Origin of the sequence: Promicromonospora sp. NPDC050249 (genome assembly GCF_040656015.1) — a bacterium.
Taxonomy (GTDB): domain Bacteria; phylum Actinomycetota; class Actinomycetes; order Actinomycetales; family Cellulomonadaceae; genus Promicromonospora.
Map to the genome: position 1 here is coordinate 21741 of NZ_JBFAKY010000044.1, position 18548 is coordinate 40288.

At 69.4% G+C, this 18548-nt stretch carries 17 protein-coding genes; 13 read left to right on the forward strand and 4 right to left on the reverse strand.

The window, feature by feature from the left end; translation table 11 throughout:
- The 9 genes from AB0I32_RS24505 (at position 1) to AB0I32_RS24545 (ending at position 11702) form a co-directional block, all read left to right on the forward strand.
- Positions 1-897 carry a carbohydrate ABC transporter permease gene (locus AB0I32_RS24505; protein WP_357510829.1) on the forward strand — a complete coding sequence of 299 codons (897 nt, stop codon included), beginning with the start codon at positions 1-3 and terminating at the stop codon, positions 895-897.
- Positions 898-952: 55 nt separating this feature from the next.
- Complete coding sequence (gene yicI, locus AB0I32_RS24510; protein WP_357510831.1) at positions 953-3220, forward strand: alpha-xylosidase; 2268 nt, start codon at positions 953-955, stop codon at positions 3218-3220.
- A complete protein-coding gene (locus AB0I32_RS24515) occupies positions 3217-4653 on the forward strand; it encodes a GH1 family beta-glucosidase (RefSeq protein WP_357510833.1) in 1437 nt (478 codons plus the stop codon). Before yicI ends, AB0I32_RS24515 begins: the two co-directional genes overlap by 4 nt.
- A 90-nt stretch (positions 4654-4743) precedes the next feature.
- Complete coding sequence (locus AB0I32_RS24520) at positions 4744-6219, forward strand: serine hydrolase domain-containing protein (RefSeq protein ID WP_357510835.1); 1476 nt, start codon at positions 4744-4746, stop codon at positions 6217-6219.
- 400 nt (positions 6220-6619) lie between these two features.
- A complete protein-coding gene (gene nrdH, locus AB0I32_RS24525) occupies positions 6620-6862 on the forward strand; it encodes a glutaredoxin-like protein NrdH (protein ID WP_020017613.1) in 243 nt (80 codons plus the stop codon).
- 53 nt (positions 6863-6915) lie between these two features.
- On the forward strand, positions 6916-7350 hold the full coding sequence (gene nrdI / locus AB0I32_RS24530) for a class Ib ribonucleoside-diphosphate reductase assembly flavoprotein NrdI (RefSeq protein ID WP_116676669.1): 435 nt from the start codon (positions 6916-6918) through the stop codon (positions 7348-7350).
- Between the two features lie 38 nt (positions 7351-7388).
- Complete coding sequence (gene nrdE, locus AB0I32_RS24535; RefSeq protein WP_357510837.1) at positions 7389-9494, forward strand: class 1b ribonucleoside-diphosphate reductase subunit alpha; 2106 nt, start codon at positions 7389-7391, stop codon at positions 9492-9494.
- 51 nt (positions 9495-9545) lie between these two features.
- Positions 9546-10526, forward strand: a complete 981-nt coding sequence (gene nrdF / locus AB0I32_RS24540) for a class 1b ribonucleoside-diphosphate reductase subunit beta (protein WP_357510839.1) — start codon at positions 9546-9548, stop codon at positions 10524-10526.
- Between the two features lie 153 nt (positions 10527-10679).
- On the forward strand, positions 10680-11702 hold the full coding sequence (locus AB0I32_RS24545; RefSeq protein WP_357510841.1) for a DUF3592 domain-containing protein: 1023 nt from the start codon (positions 10680-10682) through the stop codon (positions 11700-11702).
- A gap of 14 nt (positions 11703-11716) precedes the next feature.
- Here AB0I32_RS24545 and AB0I32_RS24550 read toward each other — a convergent pair whose 3' ends face one another.
- Positions 11717-12391, reverse strand: a complete 675-nt coding sequence (locus AB0I32_RS24550; RefSeq protein WP_357510843.1) for a response regulator transcription factor — start codon at positions 12389-12391, stop codon at positions 11717-11719.
- A complete protein-coding gene (locus tag AB0I32_RS24555) occupies positions 12388-13914 on the reverse strand; it encodes a hypothetical protein (RefSeq protein ID WP_357510845.1) in 1527 nt (508 codons plus the stop codon). The genes AB0I32_RS24550 and AB0I32_RS24555 overlap by 4 nt, the downstream gene beginning before the upstream one ends.
- A gap of 142 nt (positions 13915-14056) precedes the next feature.
- On the opposite strand from AB0I32_RS24555, the gene AB0I32_RS24560 reads away from it, so the two are divergent.
- On the forward strand, positions 14057-14770 hold the full coding sequence (locus tag AB0I32_RS24560; protein ID WP_357510847.1) for a phosphatase PAP2 family protein: 714 nt from the start codon (positions 14057-14059) through the stop codon (positions 14768-14770).
- Here the strand turns inward: AB0I32_RS24560 and AB0I32_RS24565 are convergent.
- On the reverse strand, positions 14712-15239 hold the full coding sequence (locus AB0I32_RS24565) for a phosphoribosyltransferase (protein WP_116676660.1): 528 nt from the start codon (positions 15237-15239) through the stop codon (positions 14712-14714). The two genes, AB0I32_RS24560 and AB0I32_RS24565, sit on opposite strands and share 59 nt — an antisense overlap.
- Before the next feature lie 128 nt (positions 15240-15367).
- Entirely contained in the window at positions 15368-16345 is a 978-nt protein-coding gene (locus tag AB0I32_RS24570; RefSeq protein ID WP_357510849.1) for an FKBP-type peptidyl-prolyl cis-trans isomerase, read from the reverse strand.
- Positions 16346-16499: 154 nt separating this feature from the next.
- Here AB0I32_RS24570 and AB0I32_RS24575 point away from each other — a divergent pair, with 154 nt between their 5' ends.
- From AB0I32_RS24575 to AB0I32_RS24585, 3 genes are read left to right on the forward strand one after another with little or no spacing between them, the layout of a single operon-like run.
- On the forward strand, positions 16500-16799 hold the full coding sequence (locus AB0I32_RS24575) for a hypothetical protein (protein ID WP_357510851.1): 300 nt from the start codon (positions 16500-16502) through the stop codon (positions 16797-16799).
- Between the two features lie 26 nt (positions 16800-16825).
- The gene (locus AB0I32_RS24580; protein ID WP_357510853.1) at positions 16826-17608 is read left to right on the forward strand and encodes an alpha/beta hydrolase; all 783 of its coding nucleotides are present in this window, start codon (positions 16826-16828) and stop codon (positions 17606-17608) included.
- A gap of 40 nt (positions 17609-17648) precedes the next feature.
- Complete coding sequence (locus tag AB0I32_RS24585) at positions 17649-18467, forward strand: alpha/beta hydrolase (protein WP_357510855.1); 819 nt, start codon at positions 17649-17651, stop codon at positions 18465-18467.
- Positions 18468-18548: the final 81 nt, after the last annotated feature.

Below are 18548 nucleotides of genomic sequence, written 5' to 3' on the forward strand. Positions count from 1 at the left end.
ATGGCTGTCGCAACGGACGTGCGACCGCCCACGCGGCCCGCGCAGGTACGCACCACCGCCGTCGACTCCCGATACCGCCGTGGCGCCGGGCGCTGGCTCGTGCTGGCCGCCGCGGTGCTCGTGGGCCTCGCGGTCCTCGCGCCGTTCGGGATCATGGTGCTGAACGCCTTCAAGTCGCCGCAGGACTACGCGGCGAACGGGCCGCTGTCGTGGCCGTCCTCGCTCTACCTCGACGGGGTGGTGGCGTTCTGGGAGCGCACCGAGTTCCCGGTGAAGCTCTGGAACTCGGTGTTCATCTCGGCCGTCGTGGCTGTGCTGGGGGCGCTGCTGTCCCTGCTCAACGCGTACGCGATAGGCATCGGCCGGGTGAAGGGGCGGCTGTGGATCGTCGCGCTGTTCCTGCTGGCGAACATGCTGCCGCAGGAGGCGCTGATCTACCCGCTGTTCACCATGGCGCAGTCGGTGGGCCTGTCGAACTCGCAGTGGTCGGTGATCATCATCTTCACCGTCATCCAGTCGGCGTTCGGCACCTATCTGCTCTCCTCGGTGCTCGGCACCTTCCCGCCCGCACTGCTGGAGGCCGCGGCGCTCGACGGCGCGAGCCGGTGGCGCATCCTCTGGCAGGTCGTCTTCCCGATCGTGCGGCCGACGCTCTCGGTCCTGATGATCTTCTTCTTCATCTGGACCTGGAACGAGTTCTTCATCCCGCTGGTCATGCTGACCAGCAACGACACCCAGACCATCCCCATCGCCCTGGCGTCGCTGCAGGGCGATCGCATGATGGATGCGCCGACGATCAACGCGGGCTCGCTCGTCTCTCTCGTACCCGCTGTCGTGTTCTTCCTCATCTTCCAGCGCACCCTCACCCGGGGCGTGACCGCCGGGGCGGTCAAGTGACTGCGCTCCACACCACGAATTCCTCTGCCCTACAAAGACGAGTGAGGCCCCAGCCATGAGATTCACCGACGGCTACTGGCAGCTGCGCCCCGGCGTCGAGATGCTCCGTCCCCAGGACGTCGACTCGGTCGAGGTCGGCGACGAGACCATGACGGTCTACGCGCCCACCGCGCCGATCACCAAGCGCGGCGACACCCTGAACCGCCCGGTCGTGACGGTCACGTTCAACGCTCCGGCGGACGACGTCATCGGCGTGCGCATCGAGCACCACCAGGGCCGCCGCGACCCCGGCCCGCGCTTCGGGATCAACGCGGAGCCCGGCGCGGTCAAGGTTGTCGTGCCCGAGTCCGGCCCCGCCGAGCTCACGTCCGGCGCCCTCACCGCGCGCGTCGCCACCGACGGCCCGTGGCACGTCGACTTCATCGCCGACGGCGAGGTGCTCACCTCGTCGTCGGACCGGAGCATCGGCATCGCGAGCACGCCCGACGGCGACTTCGTGCACGAGCAGCTCGCGCTGGGCGTGGGCGAGCACGTCTACGGCCTGGGCGAGCGGTTCGGGGCGTTCGTCAAGAACGGCCAGAGCGTCGACATCTGGAACGAGGACGGCGGCACCGCGAGCGAGCAGGCCTACAAGAACGTGCCGTTCTACCTGACCGACCGTGGGTACGGCGTGTTCGTGGCCCACCCCGAGCGGGTCTCGTTCGAGGTCGGGTCCGAGGTGGTCAGCCGCACCCAGTTCTCGGTGGCCGGTCAGTCGCTCCAGTACTTCGTCATCCACGGCCCCACGCCCGCCGACATCCTGCGCCGGTACACGGCCCTGACCGGGCGGCCCGCGGTCGTTCCCGCCTGGTCGTACGGGCTGTGGCTGTCGACGTCGTTCACCACGAGCTACGACGAGGAGACCGTCAACAGCTTCATCGACGGCATGGCCGAGCGGGACATCCCGCTCTCGGTCTTCCACTTCGACTGCTTCTGGATGCGGCAGTTCCACTGGTGCGACTTCGTGTGGGACCCGGCGACGTTCCCGGACCCCGAGGGCATGCTGGCCCGGCTGCACGACAAGGGCCTGAAGGTCTGCGTGTGGATCAACCCGTACATCGCCCAGCGTTCGCACCTGTTCCGTGAGGGCCAGGAGAAGGGCTACCTGGTCACCACCTCCGAGGGCGATGTATGGCAGTGGGACAAGTGGCAGGCAGGCATGGGCCTCGTCGACTTCACCAACCCCGACGCCGCCGCGTGGTACCAGGACAAGCTACGCGTGCTCCTGGGCCAGGGCGTCGACGCCTTCAAGACGGACTTCGGGGAGCGCATCCCCACCGACGTCGTCTGGCACGACGGGTCGGACCCGCAGCGCATGCACAACTACTACACCGCGCTGTTCAACAAGACGGTCTTCGACCTGCTCGAGGAGGAGCGCGGGCACGGCGAGGCAGTGCTGTTCGCGCGGTCCGCGACCGCGGGCACGCAGGCCTTCCCTGTGCACTGGGGCGGCGACTGCGAGTCCACCTTCGTCTCGATGGCGGAGTCCCTGCGTGGCGGCCTGTCGCTGTCGCTGTCCGGGTTCGGCTACTGGAGCCACGACATCGGCGGCTTCGAGGGCACGCCCGACCCGGCGGTCTTCAAGCGCTGGGTGGCGTTCGGCCTGCTGTCCTCCCACTCGCGGCTGCACGGGTCCAGCTCCTACCGCGTGCCGTGGGCCTTCGACGACGAGGCGGTCGACGTCACCCGCAAGTTCACGAAGCTGAAGCTGCGGCTCATGCCGTACCTCGGGCGTCTCGGCCACGTGGCCGCCGAGGAGGGCATGCCCGTCATGCGCCCCATGGTGCTCCAGTTCCCGGAGGACCGGACTGCCGCCGCCGTCGACACCCAGTACATGCTGGGGCCGTCGCTGCTCGTGGCTCCCGTCTTTCACGAGTCGCGCGCGGAGTACTACCTGCCGGAGGGCGAGTGGACCCGCCTGCCCGACGCCGCGGCGGCCGGCCTGGCGCCTACCGTCACCGGGCCGCGCTGGGTCACAGAGGAGCACGGCTTCGACAGCCTCCCGCTCTTCGTCCGGCCCGGCACGGTGCTGCCCGTCGGCGCTCGCGACGACCGGCCCGACTACGCCTGGGCCGAGGGCGTGACGTTACGCTGCACCCGTCTGCCCGAGGGGTTCGACGAAGAGGTAGTGGTACCCGGCGGCACCGGCGCCCCCGCGACGTTCCGCGTGCGGTACGCGTCCGGCGTCGTGCAGGTGACCAGTGAGGACGCCCCCGGCGAGTGGGGCGTCGAGTACGAAGGACGGACAGCACGGGCCACCGGCCCGGGAGAGGTGGCACTGTGAGTGCACGGAGTTTTCCCCCGGAGTTTCTCTGGGGATCCGCGACGGCGTCGTACCAGATCGAGGGTGGTGCGACCGAGGGCGGGCGCGGCCCGTCCATCTGGGACACGTTCTCGCACACGCCCGGCAAGACGCTGAACGGCGACACGGGCGACGTCGCGGACGACCACTTCCACCGGTGGCAGGAGGACGTCGAGCACATCAAGAACCTGGGGCTCGGCGCCTACCGGTTCTCCATCGCGTGGCCGCGGGTGCAGCCGGGCGGCTCCGGCGAGTTCAACGCCGAGGGCATCCGGTTCTACTCGGACCTCGTGGACGGGCTCATCGCCGCGGGCGTCAAGCCCGTCGTCACGCTCTACCACTGGGACCTGCCCCAGGAGCTCGAGGACGCCGGCGGCTGGACCAACCGCGAGACGGCCTACGCCTTCGCGCGGTATGCCCGGAAGATGGCCGAGGAGCTCGGTGACCGCATCGACGTCTGGACCACGCTCAACGAGCCGTGGTGCACGGCGTACCTGGGCTACGGCTCTGGCGTGCACGCGCCGGGCCGGACGGAGGACCTGGCCGCGCTCCAGGCCGTGCACCACCTGAACCTGGCGCACGGGCTCGCGGTCCAGCAGATCCGCGAGGTGCTCGGCGACGCCGCCAAGACGTCGATCACGCTGAACCTGCACGTGTTCCGGCCGGACGACCCCTCGTCCGAGGCCGACCTGGGCGCCGTCCGCAAGGTCGACGCGCTGGCCAACAGGGCGTTCCTGGCGCCGGTGCTGGAGGGCGTCTACCCGGCGGACCTGCTGGAGAACACCGCATCGGTCACCGACTGGTCGTTCGTGCTCGACGGCGACCTGGAGATCACCAAGCAGCCGCTCGACGTGCTGGGCGTCAACTACTACTCGACGGCACGGGTGCGTCATTTCGCCGGCGAGGGCGAGCGCCAGCAGGCAGACGGGCACAAGGACTCCGCCGGCACGCCCTGGCCCGCGGCCGACGACGTCGAGTTCCTGCCGCAGCCCGGTCCGTACACCGCCATGGGCTGGAACATCGAGCCCGCGGGCCTCACCGAGCTGCTGGTCTCGCTGCGCGACTCCTACCCGGACCAGCCGCTCATGGTCACGGAGAACGGCGCGGCGTTCGAGGACACGGTGGTGACAGAGGACGGCGTGGCACGCGTGCACGACGTCGACCGGGTCGCGTACCTGCACGACCACGTCGAGGCGCTCGGTCAGGCCCGCGACAAGGGCGTGGACGTGCGCGGCTACTTCGCCTGGTCGCTGCTCGACAACTTCGAGTGGGCCTACGGGTACGACCGTCGCTTCGGCATCATCCGGGTCGACTACGACACGCTGGAGCGCACCTGGAAGGACTCCGCGCACTGGTACCGCCGTCTGGCCACGACGAACACCCTCCCGGGCGTGGACGAGGTCTCGCCCCTCTGACCCGCGGACCGTCGAGTGCTGGGTATCTGTGCGATCTGGGCTTCGAATCGCACAGGTACCCAGCACTCAACACGTCGGTAGGTTGGGGGCATGACCACGGTGGACGCGGTGCTCGGGGAGCAGCTGGCCGATGTTGTCGCCGGCCTGCGCGAGGGGCGGCGGGTGCCTGCGCTGTCCGCGGCCGCGGGGCGCGGCGGCGAGGTGGTCTGGTCCGGCGTCGCCTCCGCCCCACGAGCGGGTGATCCGACGCCGGAGCACGCGTTCCGCATCGGCTCCATCACCAAGCCCATGGTCGCCGTGGCCGTCCTCCGGCTCGTCGAGGAGGGCAGGGTGGCGCTGCACGACCCGATCGGCACCCACCTGCCTGACGCCCCGGCGGCGGACGCCACGATCGCCGAGCTCCTGAGCCACACCAGCGGCCTGCCCGCGGAGCCTGCGGGTGCCTGGTGGGAACGGGCGGGCGGGTCGACCTGGGAACAGATCGTCGCCTCCGGCCTGCCGCAGCTCGTCGCGCCGGGCACCCGGTACCACTACTCCAACGTGGGCTTCGCGGTGCTGGGACGGCTGGTCGAGGTGGCACGCGGGCGTGCCTGGGACGCGGTGCTGCGCGACGAGCTGTGGACCCCGCTCGGCATGACGGCGACCGGGCGGGTGCCCACCGGTCCGCACGTGCCGGGACACGCCGTGCACCCGCATGCCGACCTCGTGCACGACGAGCCGGTCGCCGACTACCTGGCGATGGGTCCGGCGGGCGAGCTGTGGTCCACGCCGTCGGACCTCGTGCGGTTCGGCATGTGGCTGGCCTGCCACGACACCCTCGGCGAAGCGGGCGATGCGGTGCTGCCGGCCGCGGCCCGCAGGCTCATGACCGCGCCCCGCACGGTCGTGGACGAGCCCGGTGCAGTCTGGACCGGCGCCTACGGCCTGGGTGTCCAGGTCCGCAAGGACCTGATCGACGTGCCGGGTCACGCGTCTGGGCCCGGCACCGTGCCGGTGCGCACCGTGGGTCACTCCGGCTCGGTGCCGGGCTTCACGGCGGACCTGCGGGTCGACGTCGAGACGGGCGACGCCGTCGCGGTCATCGGCTCGAGCACCGGCGGGTTCGGGGACGGGACGGGGGTGCTCGCGGCCCTGCGGGGCGCACGTCCCGCCGGCGGGCTCCCCGGCGTCGTGCGTGCCCCCGAGGGCGGCTCCACAGGCCCCTCCACGGGCCTGTGGGCGGAAGGTGCGGCGGGAACCGGTGCAGACACCGCTGTGGGCGTCCCTGAGCTGACCGGTACCTGGTACTGGGGGCCCGTGCAGTTCACGCTGCGTGCCGCGGACGGCCGGCTCGCGCTGGCCGGCGACCCGGGTGTGCGGGGGACCGAGTTTGCCCCGGGCGGGACACCAGGGACCTGGGTCGGCGTGACCGCCGGCTACTGGCAGGGCGAGACGCTCCGGCCCGTCGAGCGGGACGGCCGGCTCGTGGCGCTCGACGTCGGTACCTTCTGCCTCACCCGGAGCCCGTACGCTCCCGAGGCGGAGGTCCCGGGCGGGCACGACGACGTCGGCTGGCACGCGCTCTGAGCGGTCCGCTGTGACCCGGCTCACCGTCCCGGTCGGCGCTCGCGGGACACGCCGAACGGTCGCGACACGCCGCGAACTGAGATCACTTTTTTGGTGCTCCGAGGCCCTCCGCAGGCGCGTGAGGTGCCGGTTCTCGGGGCCCGGGGAGCGGGGCCGGAGCCGCGGCAGCAGGCCGCGTGTGCGGCCTACCGTGCGGTGTCAGAGGGTCGTGGCAGCATGGTCCCTGGGCGTCGCGAGCGGTTCCGGTGTAGTGCGCCGCTCGGCCTCAACCACAACATGTCGTAACCGGGCGGGTGTCAGACACTAGGTGTAGTGTTTGGTTCAGCGGGAGACGCAGACCCGCTCATAAAGCACATCGGTGTAAGTTCACAGATGTCCTTCGAGGTCAGAGGAGGCGGACATGAGCGTCACTGTCTACAGCAAGCCGGCATGCGTCCAGTGCGACGCGACGTACCGGGCACTGGATCGCAAGGGTGTCGAGTACACGGTCGTCGACATCACTCAGGACGCCGAGGCGCTCGAGATGGTCCGCGGCCTCGGGTACCTCCAGGCGCCGGTCGTCGTCGCCGGCGACACCCACTGGTCGGGCTTCCGCCCCGACCAGATCAGCGCGGTCGCCGCGCTTCAGGCCGCTTCGGCCTGACCTGCACCACCGCAACACCTTGTACTACCGCAACGTCGGCAAGGAGGCGTGACGTGGGTTCCCTCGTCTACTTCTCCAGCGTGTCAGAGAACACGCACCGGTTCGTCGAGAAGCTTGCTCTCGAAGAGCTCGGGATGTCGGTGCACCGGATCCCGCTGCGCCCCGCCGACGGTTTTCTGCGCGTGGACGAGCCCTACGTCCTCCTGGCCCCCACCTACGGTGGCGGCAACGAGGGCGGGGCCGTCCCACGGCAGGTGAGGAAGTTCCTCAACGACGAACACAACCGGTCGCTCATTCGCGGCGTCATCGCTGCGGGGAACACCAACTTCGGGGCTGCGTACTGCATCACCGGGGACATCATCGCTGCTAAGTGTGATGTCCCGTATCTGTACGCCTTCGAACTACTGGGAACTGCGCAGGACGTCGCGCGCGTCCGCAACGGATTGGGACGATTTTGGCAGCAACAACCACTGAGTCTCTCAGCCTGACTGAGGGCCTGAGCGAGATCCCCCTGGAGAGCATCCAGATGGACTATCACTCGCTCAACGCGATGCTGAACCTGTACGGGCCGGACGGGAAGATCCAGTTCGAGAAGGACCGCGAAGCGGCCCGCCAGTACTTCCTGCAGCACGTGAACCCGAACACCGTCGAGTTCGAGTCGCTCGAGGCCAAGCTCGAGCACCTCGTCGAGGCCAAGTACTACGACCCCACGGTGCTCGAGAAGTACTCCGGTGCGTTCGTCAAGGAGCTCTTCCAACTCGCGTACTCGAAGAAGTTCCGCTTCGAGACGTTCCTGGGCGCCTTCAAGTACTACACCTCGTACACGCTCAAGACGTTCGACGGCAAGAAGTACCTGGAGCGCTTCGAGGACCGCGTCGCCATGGTCGCGCTCGGTCTGGCCGACGGCGTCGAGCAGACGGCACGCGACATCGTCGAGGAGGTCGTCTCCGGGCGGTTCCAGCCGGCGACGCCGACCTTCCTCAACGTCGGCAAGGCGCAGCGCGGCGAGCCCGTGTCCTGCTTCCTGCTGCGCATCGAGGACAACATGGAGTCCATCGCGCGCAGCATCAACTCCGCGCTGCAGCTCTCCAAGCGCGGCGGCGGCGTCGCACTGCTCCTGAGCAACATCCGTGAGCACGGTGCGCCGATCAAGCACATCGAGAACCAGTCCTCTGGCGTCATCCCCGTGATGAAGCTCCTGGAGGACTCCTTCTCCTACGCGAACCAGCTCGGCGCGCGTCAGGGCGCAGGCGCCGTGTACCTGCACGCGCACCACCCCGACATCATGCGGTTCCTCGACACCAAGCGGGAGAACGCGGACGAGAAGATCCGCATCAAGACGCTCTCGCTCGGTGTGGTCATCCCGGACATCACGTTCGAGCTGGCCAAGAAGAACGCTGACATGCACCTGTTCAGCCCGTACGACGTCGAGCGCATCTACGGCGTGCCGTTCGCCGACATCTCCATCTCGGAGAAGTACGACGAGCTCGTGGCCGACGACCGCATCCGCAAGACGACGATCAGCGCACGCGACTTCTTCCAGACGCTCGCGGAGCTGCAGTTCGAGTCCGGCTACCCGTACATCATGTTCGAGGACACGGTGAACGCGGCGAACCCGATCAAGGGTCGCATCACGCACTCGAACCTGTGCTCGGAGATCCTCCAGGTGTCGACCCCGTCGACGTTCAACGAGGACCTCTCGTACAGCGAGGTCGGCCGGGACATCTCCTGCAACCTTGGCTCGCTGAACATCGCCAAGGCGATGGACTCGCCGGACTTCGGCCGCACGATCGACACCGCTATCCGCGCGCTGACCGCGGTGAGCGACCAGACGTCGATCGAGTCGGTCCCGTCGATCAAGCTGGCCAACTCGCAGGGGCACGCCATCGGCCTCGGCCAGATGAACCTGCACGGGTACCTCGCACGCGAGCGCATCCACTACGGCTCCGAAGAGGGCATCGACTTCACCAACATCTACTTCTACACCGTCGCGTACCACGCGATCAGGGCGTCCAACCGCCTGTCGATCGAGCGCAACAAGAAGTTCGGTGGGTTCGAGGACTCGAAGTACGCCACGGGCGAGTACTTCGACAAGTACGTCGAGCAGGAGTGGAAGCCGGCCACGGAGCGCGTCGCGCGCCTGTTCTCCGACGCCGGGGTGTCGATCCCGACGCAGGACGACTGGCGTGAGCTGCGTGCCTCGGTCATCGAGCACGGCATCTACAACCAGAACCTCCAGGCCGTGCCGCCGACGGGTTCGATCAGCTACATCAACAACTCGACGTCGTCGATCCACCCGGTCCCGGCCAAGATCGAGATCCGCAAGGAAGGCAAGCTCGGCCGCGTCTACTACCCGGCGCCGTACATGACGAACGACAACCTGGACTACTACCAGGACGCGTACGAGATCGGCTACGAGAAGATCATCGACACGTACGCCGCGGCGACGCAGCACGTGGACCAGGGCCTGAGCCTCACGCTGTTCTTCCCGGACACCGCAACCACGCGCGACGTCAACAAGGCGCAGATCTACGCGTGGCGCAAGGGCATCAAGACCCTGTACTACATCCGCCTGCGCCAGCTGGCGCTGGAGGGCACCGAGATCGAGGGCTGCGTCTCCTGCATGCTCTGACCGGTTCCTGCCGTCAGTCTCGCCCGTACCGCTGCTCCTGAAGGAACTCCCATGTCGCCAACCGGCAAGCTCAAGCTCATCGATCGCGTGACAGCGATCAACTGGAACCGCCTCGAGGACGAGAAGGACGCCGAGGTCTGGGACCGTCTGGTCGGCAACTTCTGGCTGCCCGAGAAGGTCCCGGTCTCCAACGACATCCAGTCGTGGAACACCCTGTCGGAGCACGAGAAGACCATGACCTCGCGGGTGTTCACCGGGCTGACCCTCCTGGACACCATCCAGGGCACGGTGGGCGCGGTGTCGCTGATCCCGGACGCGATCACCCCGCACGAGGAGGCGGTGTACACCAACATCGCCTTCATGGAGAGCGTGCACGCGAAGAGCTACTCGTCGATCTTCTCGACCCTGCTGTCGACGCCGGAGATCGACGCGGCGTTCGAGTGGTCGGAGAACAACGCGAACCTGCAGAAGAAGGCAGAGATCGTCCTCGACTACTACCGGGGCGACGACCCGCTGAAGCGGAAGGTCGCCTCGACGATGCTCGAGTCGTTCCTGTTCTACTCCGGCTTCTACGCGCCGATGTACTGGTCCTCGCGGGCGAAGCTCACCAACACGGCCGACCTGATCCGCCTCATCATCCGTGACGAGGCGGTCCACGGGTACTACATCGGCTACAAGTACCAGAAGGGTCTCGCGAAGCTGACCCAGGCGGAGCAGGCAGACCTCAAGGACTACACGTTCGGCCTGCTCTTCGAGCTGTACGAGAACGAGGAGGAGTACACCGACTCGCTCTACGGCGAGCTGGGGCTGACCGACGACGTCAAGAAGTTCCTGCGGTACAACGGCAACAAGGCCCTGATGAACCTGGGCTACGAGGCGTTGTTCCCCAAGGAGGACACCGACGTCAACCCGGCCATCCTCGCGGCGCTCTCGCCGAACGCGGACGAGAACCACGACTTCTTCTCGGGGTCCGGCTCGTCGTACGTGATCGGCAAGGCAGTGGAGACCGAGGACGACGACTGGGACTTCTGACCTCGTGTCGGGAGATCGTCGCCCATAGCGGCTGACGAGAGGCCCGGAACCGCACCTCTGCGGTTCCGGGCCCGTTGCGTGTCGGCACTGTGCGGACGCAGGGGATTGGACATGGCTGTCGGCCGGAACGTACGGAGTATGCTCGCGGCCACGATGAGTGAGTCCCGGCCCGACCGTTCCGCTGACAGCTTCTGGTTCACCAGGTTCGCGAAGCACAACCGTGATCGCACGACGCGGAGCCTGGTGGGTGTGATGCTCCTGGCGCTCGTGGTTGCCACGCCTACGACGTGGTTGTCGGTGGAGCACTTCCGTACTTTCGCCATCCTCGACGATCGTGGCGTGACGACCTCGGCCGAGGTGGTGGCGCTGACGAGCGGTGGCCGGGGGCCACACGAAGTCACGGTCGTCCCTGACGACAACACCTCGGTGCGCACCCGACTTCACCACTGGCCTCGCGGCACCGAGGTCGGGGACAGGCTGCGGATCACCTATGACCCGGTGAACCCCGGTCGGGTCGTCGCGACGGACGCGCCTGTTGTCGACACGTGGATCGCCACGACCGCGCTCCTGGAGATCGGCGCGCTATGGCTTGTTGTCGCCGTTGTACCGCCCGGCATCGCGCTGCTGCTGCGCCGGGCGCGGGACCCAGCATGGCGTCCCCGTCCGGACCCGGATGCCCCAGGCAGCGAGGTCGGACTGCGGGCGCCGCGCAACCCGCTCGTGTGGGGAAGGGCCGCCTGGCGCAAGGTCGGCGACTGGGCACGTGAAGTAGGTGCCTTGAAGGCGATCATGATCTTCGTCTTCCTGCCGGTCACGCTGACGTCCTTCGGTGCCGGACTCACCGTGGAGGAGGTCCGTGGCCTGGTTGCCCTTGAAGAACGCGGCGTTCCTGCCCGAGCCGAGGTCCTCGGCTCGGAATGGGCCGGTAATCGTCAGGAGGAGCTGACAGTCCTGGTCGACGCGGAGGTGGCGTCAATCAGCCGATGGACCGGCGTGCCACGGTACGGCGATCTGATCGACGTGATCCATCTGCCCGAGGACCGGCAGATCGTCCGGCAGATCGGCGTCTTCCCGTGGGGGGACTGGGAGCTCATCTGGGCGTTGGTGGGCCTGGCCGGGATCATCATGACGCCGTTCGTCGTGCCCGCGGCGATCACCGGCCTGCTGCGTCGGTAGACATGCAGCCGCACTCAGCGCGAGGCGCCTGCCTGCGCCGCGATCAGCGCCGCCTCTACCCGGTTACGTGCGCCAGTCGTGCGCAGGATCGAGGTGACGTGCACCTTGACCGTTCCCTCCGCGAGATGAAGCCGTTCGGCGATCTCCGGGTTCGCCAGCCCGTCGCCCATGAGGGTCAGTACCTCCTGCTCGCGCCGAGTGAGACGCTCGAACCGCTCCCTGGCGTCCTGCTGAGCGACGAACCGGGTACCCAGTCCGGTCTGCAGCAGGCGCCGCGACACGGCGGGCGAGAAGTAGGCACCACCCGACGCTGCAGCATGCACCGCGAGCAGCAGTTCTCTTGGGTCGCCCGACTTCAGGACGAAGCCGTCGGCGCCGAGCCTGATCGCTTCCGCGACGTACTCGTCCTCGCCGAACGTCGTGACCATGAGGCACGGTAGGTGCTCTGCCGAGCGTCTGATCTCCGCGAGAGCGTCCAGACCGCTCATAGTTCCCATGCGTACGTCCAGCAGCACGACGTCAGGCCGGTGGGCCCGGACCGCCGCCAGCGCCTCTTCGCCTGACGACCCCTCACCGACGACGCGGAAGCCGTCGTCGGTTTCCAGGATCCCCACGAGGCCGGCGCGGACGAGGGGTTCGTCGTCGGCGATCACCACACGCAGCGGGGTACCGGGATCAGCACTGCTCATTGCGCACCGCCCACCACGACGTCCGCCGAGGTGACACGACCATCCGCCCAGCAGATCCGGTAGGCGTCGCCGGACGCGTCGGCGAGCGGGTCGGCCGTGACCGTGTAGTACTCGCACGACGGATCGGCGCCGGATGGAGGTTGGAGCGCGGCTGGAGGTAGCAATCGCCGGACCTCGAACCGGGAGTCACCGACCGAGATCTGGGCGAAAGCCTCCGGATCCAGCAGCGCGCGGCGCGCGTCGAGGCGGTCGGAGAGCTGGATCGCGGTCGCGACGGCCACCAGCGCCACCGCCGGCGCGAGGACCGCGGCCAGCAGCAGCGCCCCGCCGCGCCGCCGAGCGCGGACGAGACCGTGGGTGACGGTACTGGCATCCAGAGAGCTTTCGTTCCCGGTGATCGAGAGACCCGCCTGATGGCCGGGGGAGGGGCCACGCGGAGGTCCGTCCAGAGGTAGCAGCTCGGCCCGCAGCACGTACTCGCCGTGTGCCGGGCCGGCCTCGACCGAGCCGCCGGCCGCACGCACGTACTCGGTGAGAGACATGACGCCTGTGCCGCCGACGGAGGGAGAGGGTGCGGTCATGTCAGCAGGCGGTGACCCGTTCGGTGGCTCCGGCAGAGGATTGCGGACGGTCACCACCAGACGGCCCGGCCCTGCGTCCAGTGCGACCCGGACAGGCCGGCCTGGTGCATGCTTGAGCGCGTTCGTCAGTCCTTCCTGGACCACTCGCGAGACGGCGGTCCCGAAGGCGACCAGCCGCGCTGGGCCGGGTGAACCGCTGAGCTCAATGTCGGCGCCGGCGTTGCGCGCGTTCCGTACGAGCGTCTCGAGGTCCGGCTGGAAGGCTTCCGACGGCGCGTCGGGGGCTCTTTCGGCCGGGCTGGTACGAAGGGTCTGGACTGATGCTCCGAGCCGGGCGACGGCGTCGGAGACCTGGCTCCGTGCGAGCCCTACCGACTCCCGCGCGGCCGCGGACGCGTGAGGTCTCCGCTCCGCCTCCAGATCCCGCTCGAGCTCGAGCTCGAGCCGGCCGAGGTTGACGGCGACCAGGCTCAAGGCGTGTCCCAGGTCGTCGTGCAGGCTCTCAGCGAGCTGCAGCCGCTGGCGCGCGAGGTCGGTCTCCGCGCGCATCCGCTGGGCCTCCTGGTCGCGGAGCATAGCGAGCGCCGCATCCGCCTCACCAGCCCGGCGGACGCGCCACGCGATGGCCACCGACCACGGCAGCACGCCGGTGACCACCCCGCGGGCCGCGGTCACGAGGGCGTCTCGCAGGTCGGCCCAGCCGATCAGCACGGCGAACGCGCCCACACCCGCCGCGACGGCCATGGCGACGACACCCAGCCGTGCACCACCGCCGGTCAGGCCGAGAGGCGCCGCGACGGCGGCCAGCGCGAGCATCCACCACTGGTCCACACCGGCGAGAACCAGGAGCGCGGCGAATGCCGCGACGAGAAGCAGCCGGAGGGGTCGGACGGCGACTGCCCCGGCTGCGTGCTCGGTGTCGATCTGGGTCGGCGGAATCACCGGACCATCGTCGCCGAAAGGTGGCGGCGCACGCTTCCCGCCTGGGGCTGATCTTGGGACGGGTCACGTAGGACCAGGGTCATAGACAGCTCCTGACCTACGTCAGATCCGCGGGGTGTCACCGATTCCTAGCGTTCTCGGCATGACCACAACACGCCACGCACCAGCAGCGAACCGCCTGGCCTCATCGGCCCGGAGCCGGGCCCCGCGCGCCACCTTGGCCACCGTGCTGATCGCGTTCCTGGGGCTGAGCGCGCTGTCGCTCGTGGCCTGGCCCGCACGGGCCGGCATCTTCGAGAGCATCGCGGGTGGGACAGCGGGCTCACCCCTCGCCGGGTTGGCCGGCCTGGTCGCGGAAAGAGGGCTGCTGGTCCTCGTCGCCGTAGTGGCAGCCCTGGTGCTGTACACGTGGTTCCGCGACCGTCCAGGGTTCGTCCTCCTCACCGCCGCGGGCGCCGGGACCGTCGCCGCATACGCCACGAGCGAGGTGGTGAAGCTGGCGGTCACCGAGGAGCGTCCGTGCCGCGCCATCGATGTCGCCACCGTGCTGGCCTGCCCCGCGCCCGGCGACTGGTCCTGGCCCAGCAACCACTCGACCATCGCCGGTGCCCTGGCCGTCGCCTGCCTGCTCGCCGTGCCGCGGCTCTGGCCCGTGGTGGTGCCCCTGGCACTGGCCGTGGCGGGCGCCCGCGTCGCCGCGGGCGTCCACTACGTGCACGACGTCGCCTCAGGGCTGGCCCTCGGCGCAGCGGTCACTTGCCTGGTGGCCCTGGTCGTGCACGCCGGCGCTCAGCGGTTCACGCGTCGATCGACCTCGCGCCGGTCACCGGCGGCTCGGCGGACCACGGGAAGGTGATCCACAGGTCGGTGTCCTTCCACGAGTAGTCGGGCTGGATGATCGTGCGGGGCTTGGTGAACAGCACGGCGGAGCGAGCCTCGGCGCCCTGCTTCGCCAGAAGGTCCATGACGAGGGCCAGGGTGCGGCCGGAGTCGGCGACGTCGTCCACCACCAGGACCTTGGCGCCCGGGAGCTCGGACGTGTCCATGAGGGGCGGCAGCACACGGGGGTCGTCCAGCGTCTGGCCGATGTCCGTGTAGAACTCGACGTTCAGCGTGCCGACACCCTTGGTGCCGAGCGCGTACGCCATGGCACCGCCGGGCACCAGGCCGCCGCGCGCGACGGCGACCACCACGTCGGGCACGAACCCGCTGTCGACGACCTTGTGGGCGAGGTCGCGCACCGCGTCGGGGAAGGTCTCCCAGGTGAGCACCTCGCGCTCCGGCACGGGAGCGGGCTCAGCGGCGGGAAGGTCTGTCGAGGTCATGGGACGACCCTACGAGATGTGGCGGGCACCCGGTTCGGGTACCCGCCACGTCTGCGCCGTGACCAGCGACGATGCGCACGTGGAGTGCGCGAGGTCTCAGACCGTCCGCGAGCGGACGGGCCGGGAGGTCAGGCCTTCTTGGCCTCGAGGATGTCGACGACGAACACCAGCGTCGAGTTCGCGGGGATGGCGCCGTTCTCCTGGTCGCCGTAACCCTGGTCCGCCGGGACGACGAGCAGCACCTGGCTGCCGACCTTCTGGCCGGCGATGCCGTTGGTCCAGCCCGGGATCACGCCGTTGAGCGGGAACGACGTCGGGGTGCCGCGGCTCCACGAGGAGTCGAACGACGTGCCGTCGAGCAGGCAGCCCGCGTACTGCACGGTGACCGTCTGGTCCTTGGTGACCTCGGCGCCGTCACCCTCGACGAGAGGCTGGACCACCAGCTCGGTGGGTGCCTCGTAGTTCTTCGGGATGGTGACGGTCGGCTGGCCGTCGTCGGCGAGTGCGACGGTGGGCAGGCCCTCCTTCGGGGCGACCTCTGTGCCCTCTGCACGCGTCGGGATCTCCTTGACCTCGGCGACCTCGACCATCGTGACCTGGATGGTCTGGTCCATCGCGGTGCTCGCCATCACGAGACGCGCGCCGACCTTCTGGCCGATCAGGCGGTCGTTCAGCAGGTCGTACTGCGGGTCGCCGAGCGTGAACGTCTCAGGCTTCTTGGTCTCCCACGTCGAGCCGCTCGTCTTGCCGTCCTTGCCCGCGATCACGACGTAGTTGATGGTCACCTGTGCGCCCTCGACGAGCTCCTCACCGGTGCCCTCCGAGACCACGCGGGACGTCGGGCCGGCAACCTTCAGCGGCGCCTTGAACGTGACCTTCGGCTCCTGACCGACCGGGCCGTCGACCTTGATCGCGTCGACAGCCTTGACGTCGGCCTCGGACGGGCTGGGGGCGGGCGACGGCTCAGGCGCGGCCGTCACCTCGCAGACGTTTCCGTTGGAGGCGGCAGCGTTGCCGTCCGCGGGTCCGTCCTGGCCTGCGCAGCCGGTGAGCGCGATCGATGCCAGCGCGACGGCTGCCAGGCCGGCAGTTGTGCGGTGCTTCACAAGTAGTCCTTCGGTCGGGTTTGCGCCTTGCTGGGGACCGCCACACTCTAGCGGGCGGAGATGGGTGGGGCTCCCAGGCAGTGTGATGCGCGATGCGAGCAGTTCTCGGGCGGGGTTCGAGCGATCCGCTCCGCCCTGCGGAAGAATAGTTGCCATGCCGTCGAACCGCCGCTCCAGCAAGCGTCCGTATGCCGCGGGCCACGTCCCGCTCGATGTCGACCGCGCTACGGGTGGCCGTCGCAGCGAGTCGGCGGCGGACGGCGAGTGGGTGGTCCAGCGGATCCGTTCGTCCGACAAGACGTACGTCTGCCCTGCCTGCCGCCAGGAGGTCACGCCAGGGACCGCCCACGTCGTCGCGTGGAAGACGGACGTCCTCGGCGGTCCCGAGGCAGGCCTGGACGGTCGCAGGCACTGGCACAACAGCTGCTGGCAGCGCCGTGCGAACCTGCGGTGAGCCCGCGGACGGGTAGCGGGGCGACAATGGGATCGATGACCACCGAAGCGACGCCGGACGAGGCTTCCGGCCAGACGACCCACCAGATCCGCTCGGGTACCGTCCTGCCCGCACAGCGGGAGGACGTCGAGCTGCACACCGCCGACGGCCTGACGCTCGTGGGCGAGCTGGCGCTGCCCGCGGACAGTGAACCGTCGGCCAGCCTGCTCACGTTCCACCCGCTGCCCACGCACGGCGGGTTCATGGACTCCCACGTGTACCGCAAGGCCGCCTGGCGCCTGCCTGCGCTGGCGAACCTCGCCGTCCTGCGGTTCAACACGCGTGGCACCTCGTCCCCGCGCGGTGCGAGCGAGGGCACGTTCGACGGCGGCGACGCCGAGCGGTACGACGTCGCGGCGGCGATCGAGCTCGCCGAGTTCCGGGGGCTGCCGCGGCCGTGGCTGGTCGGCTGGTCCTTCGGCACCGAGCTGGTGCTCAAGCACGGCACCGACCCGAGCGTCGAGGGTGCGATCCTCCTGTCTCCGCCGCTGCACCGCGCGACCGACGATGACCTGGACCGCTGGGCGGCGTTCGGCAAACCCCTCGTGGTCCTCGTGCCGGAGCTCGACGACTACCTCCGGCCGGAGGAGGCCCGCCGCCGCTTCGCGCGCGTGCCGCAGGCCGAGGTGATCGGTGTCGACGGAGCCAAGCACCTGTGGGTGGGGGAGCCGGCGGTCGCCCGCGCGCTGAACGAGATGGTGGCCCACGTGCTGCCCGACCATCCGCTACCGCTGCCGACGCACTGGGACGGACCCGTAGGAGCTTCTTGAGCGGCCTCACCACTACAGCACCCACCGCAGGAGGACGACGATGACCTCACAGGCCCTGGCCACCTTCACGCTGCACGACGGCGGCGGACTGCCGCTCGTGCTGCTGCACGGCTTTCCGCTCGACCACCGCATGTGGGCGGCCTGCGCGGCGTTCCTTCCCCCGGGTACCCGCGCCATCGGCGTCGACCTGCCGGGAGCTGGGCACAGCGACCTGGACGGGTTCCCGCCGAGCATCGACCACACGGCCGACTGGGTCTACCGCACCATGACCGAGGCCGGCGAGGGAAACGCGGTGGTCGTCGGGCACTCGATGGGCGGGTACGTGGCGCTCGCCCTGGCCGAGCGGCACCCGGGGTTCGTGGCGGGTCTCGGGCTCGTGAGCACCAAGTCGACGGCGGACACCGAGGAGGCGCGTGCCAAGCGCCTCCGGGTCGCCGCCGCGGTGGAAGCCAGCCAGACGGTGGACGCCGTCCTCAGCATGCCTGCCGCCCTGGTGGGTGCGACGACCACAGAGCGCCGGCGACACCTCTTCCCCGTGCTGGACTCGTGGATCCGCGCGCAGTCGCCCGCAGGCGTCGCCTGGGCGCAGCGCGCCATGGCGGCCCGCCCGGACCGGACGGCGGTGCTCGAGCGCTTCGACGCGCCGGTCTCCGTGGTGGTGGGGGCGGAGGACACCATCACGCCGCTCGCCGAGGCGGAGCACATGGTCCGGGCGGCAGGTACGTCGGCCCGGATCTCCGCCGGTGACGGCGCGCTCACGCTCGTGCCTGGCGTCGGCCACATGAGCGTCGTCGAGGAGCCACAGGCCGTCGCAGCGGCCCTCGGCCTGCTGCACACCCATGTGGTGGCGCACCGCTGACCAGCACGCCGAGCTCCGCGAAGTAGAGCGCCTGTCCGGGTGCCTCCTCGACCCGTACGACCCGTCGATGCTGCAGCCGTC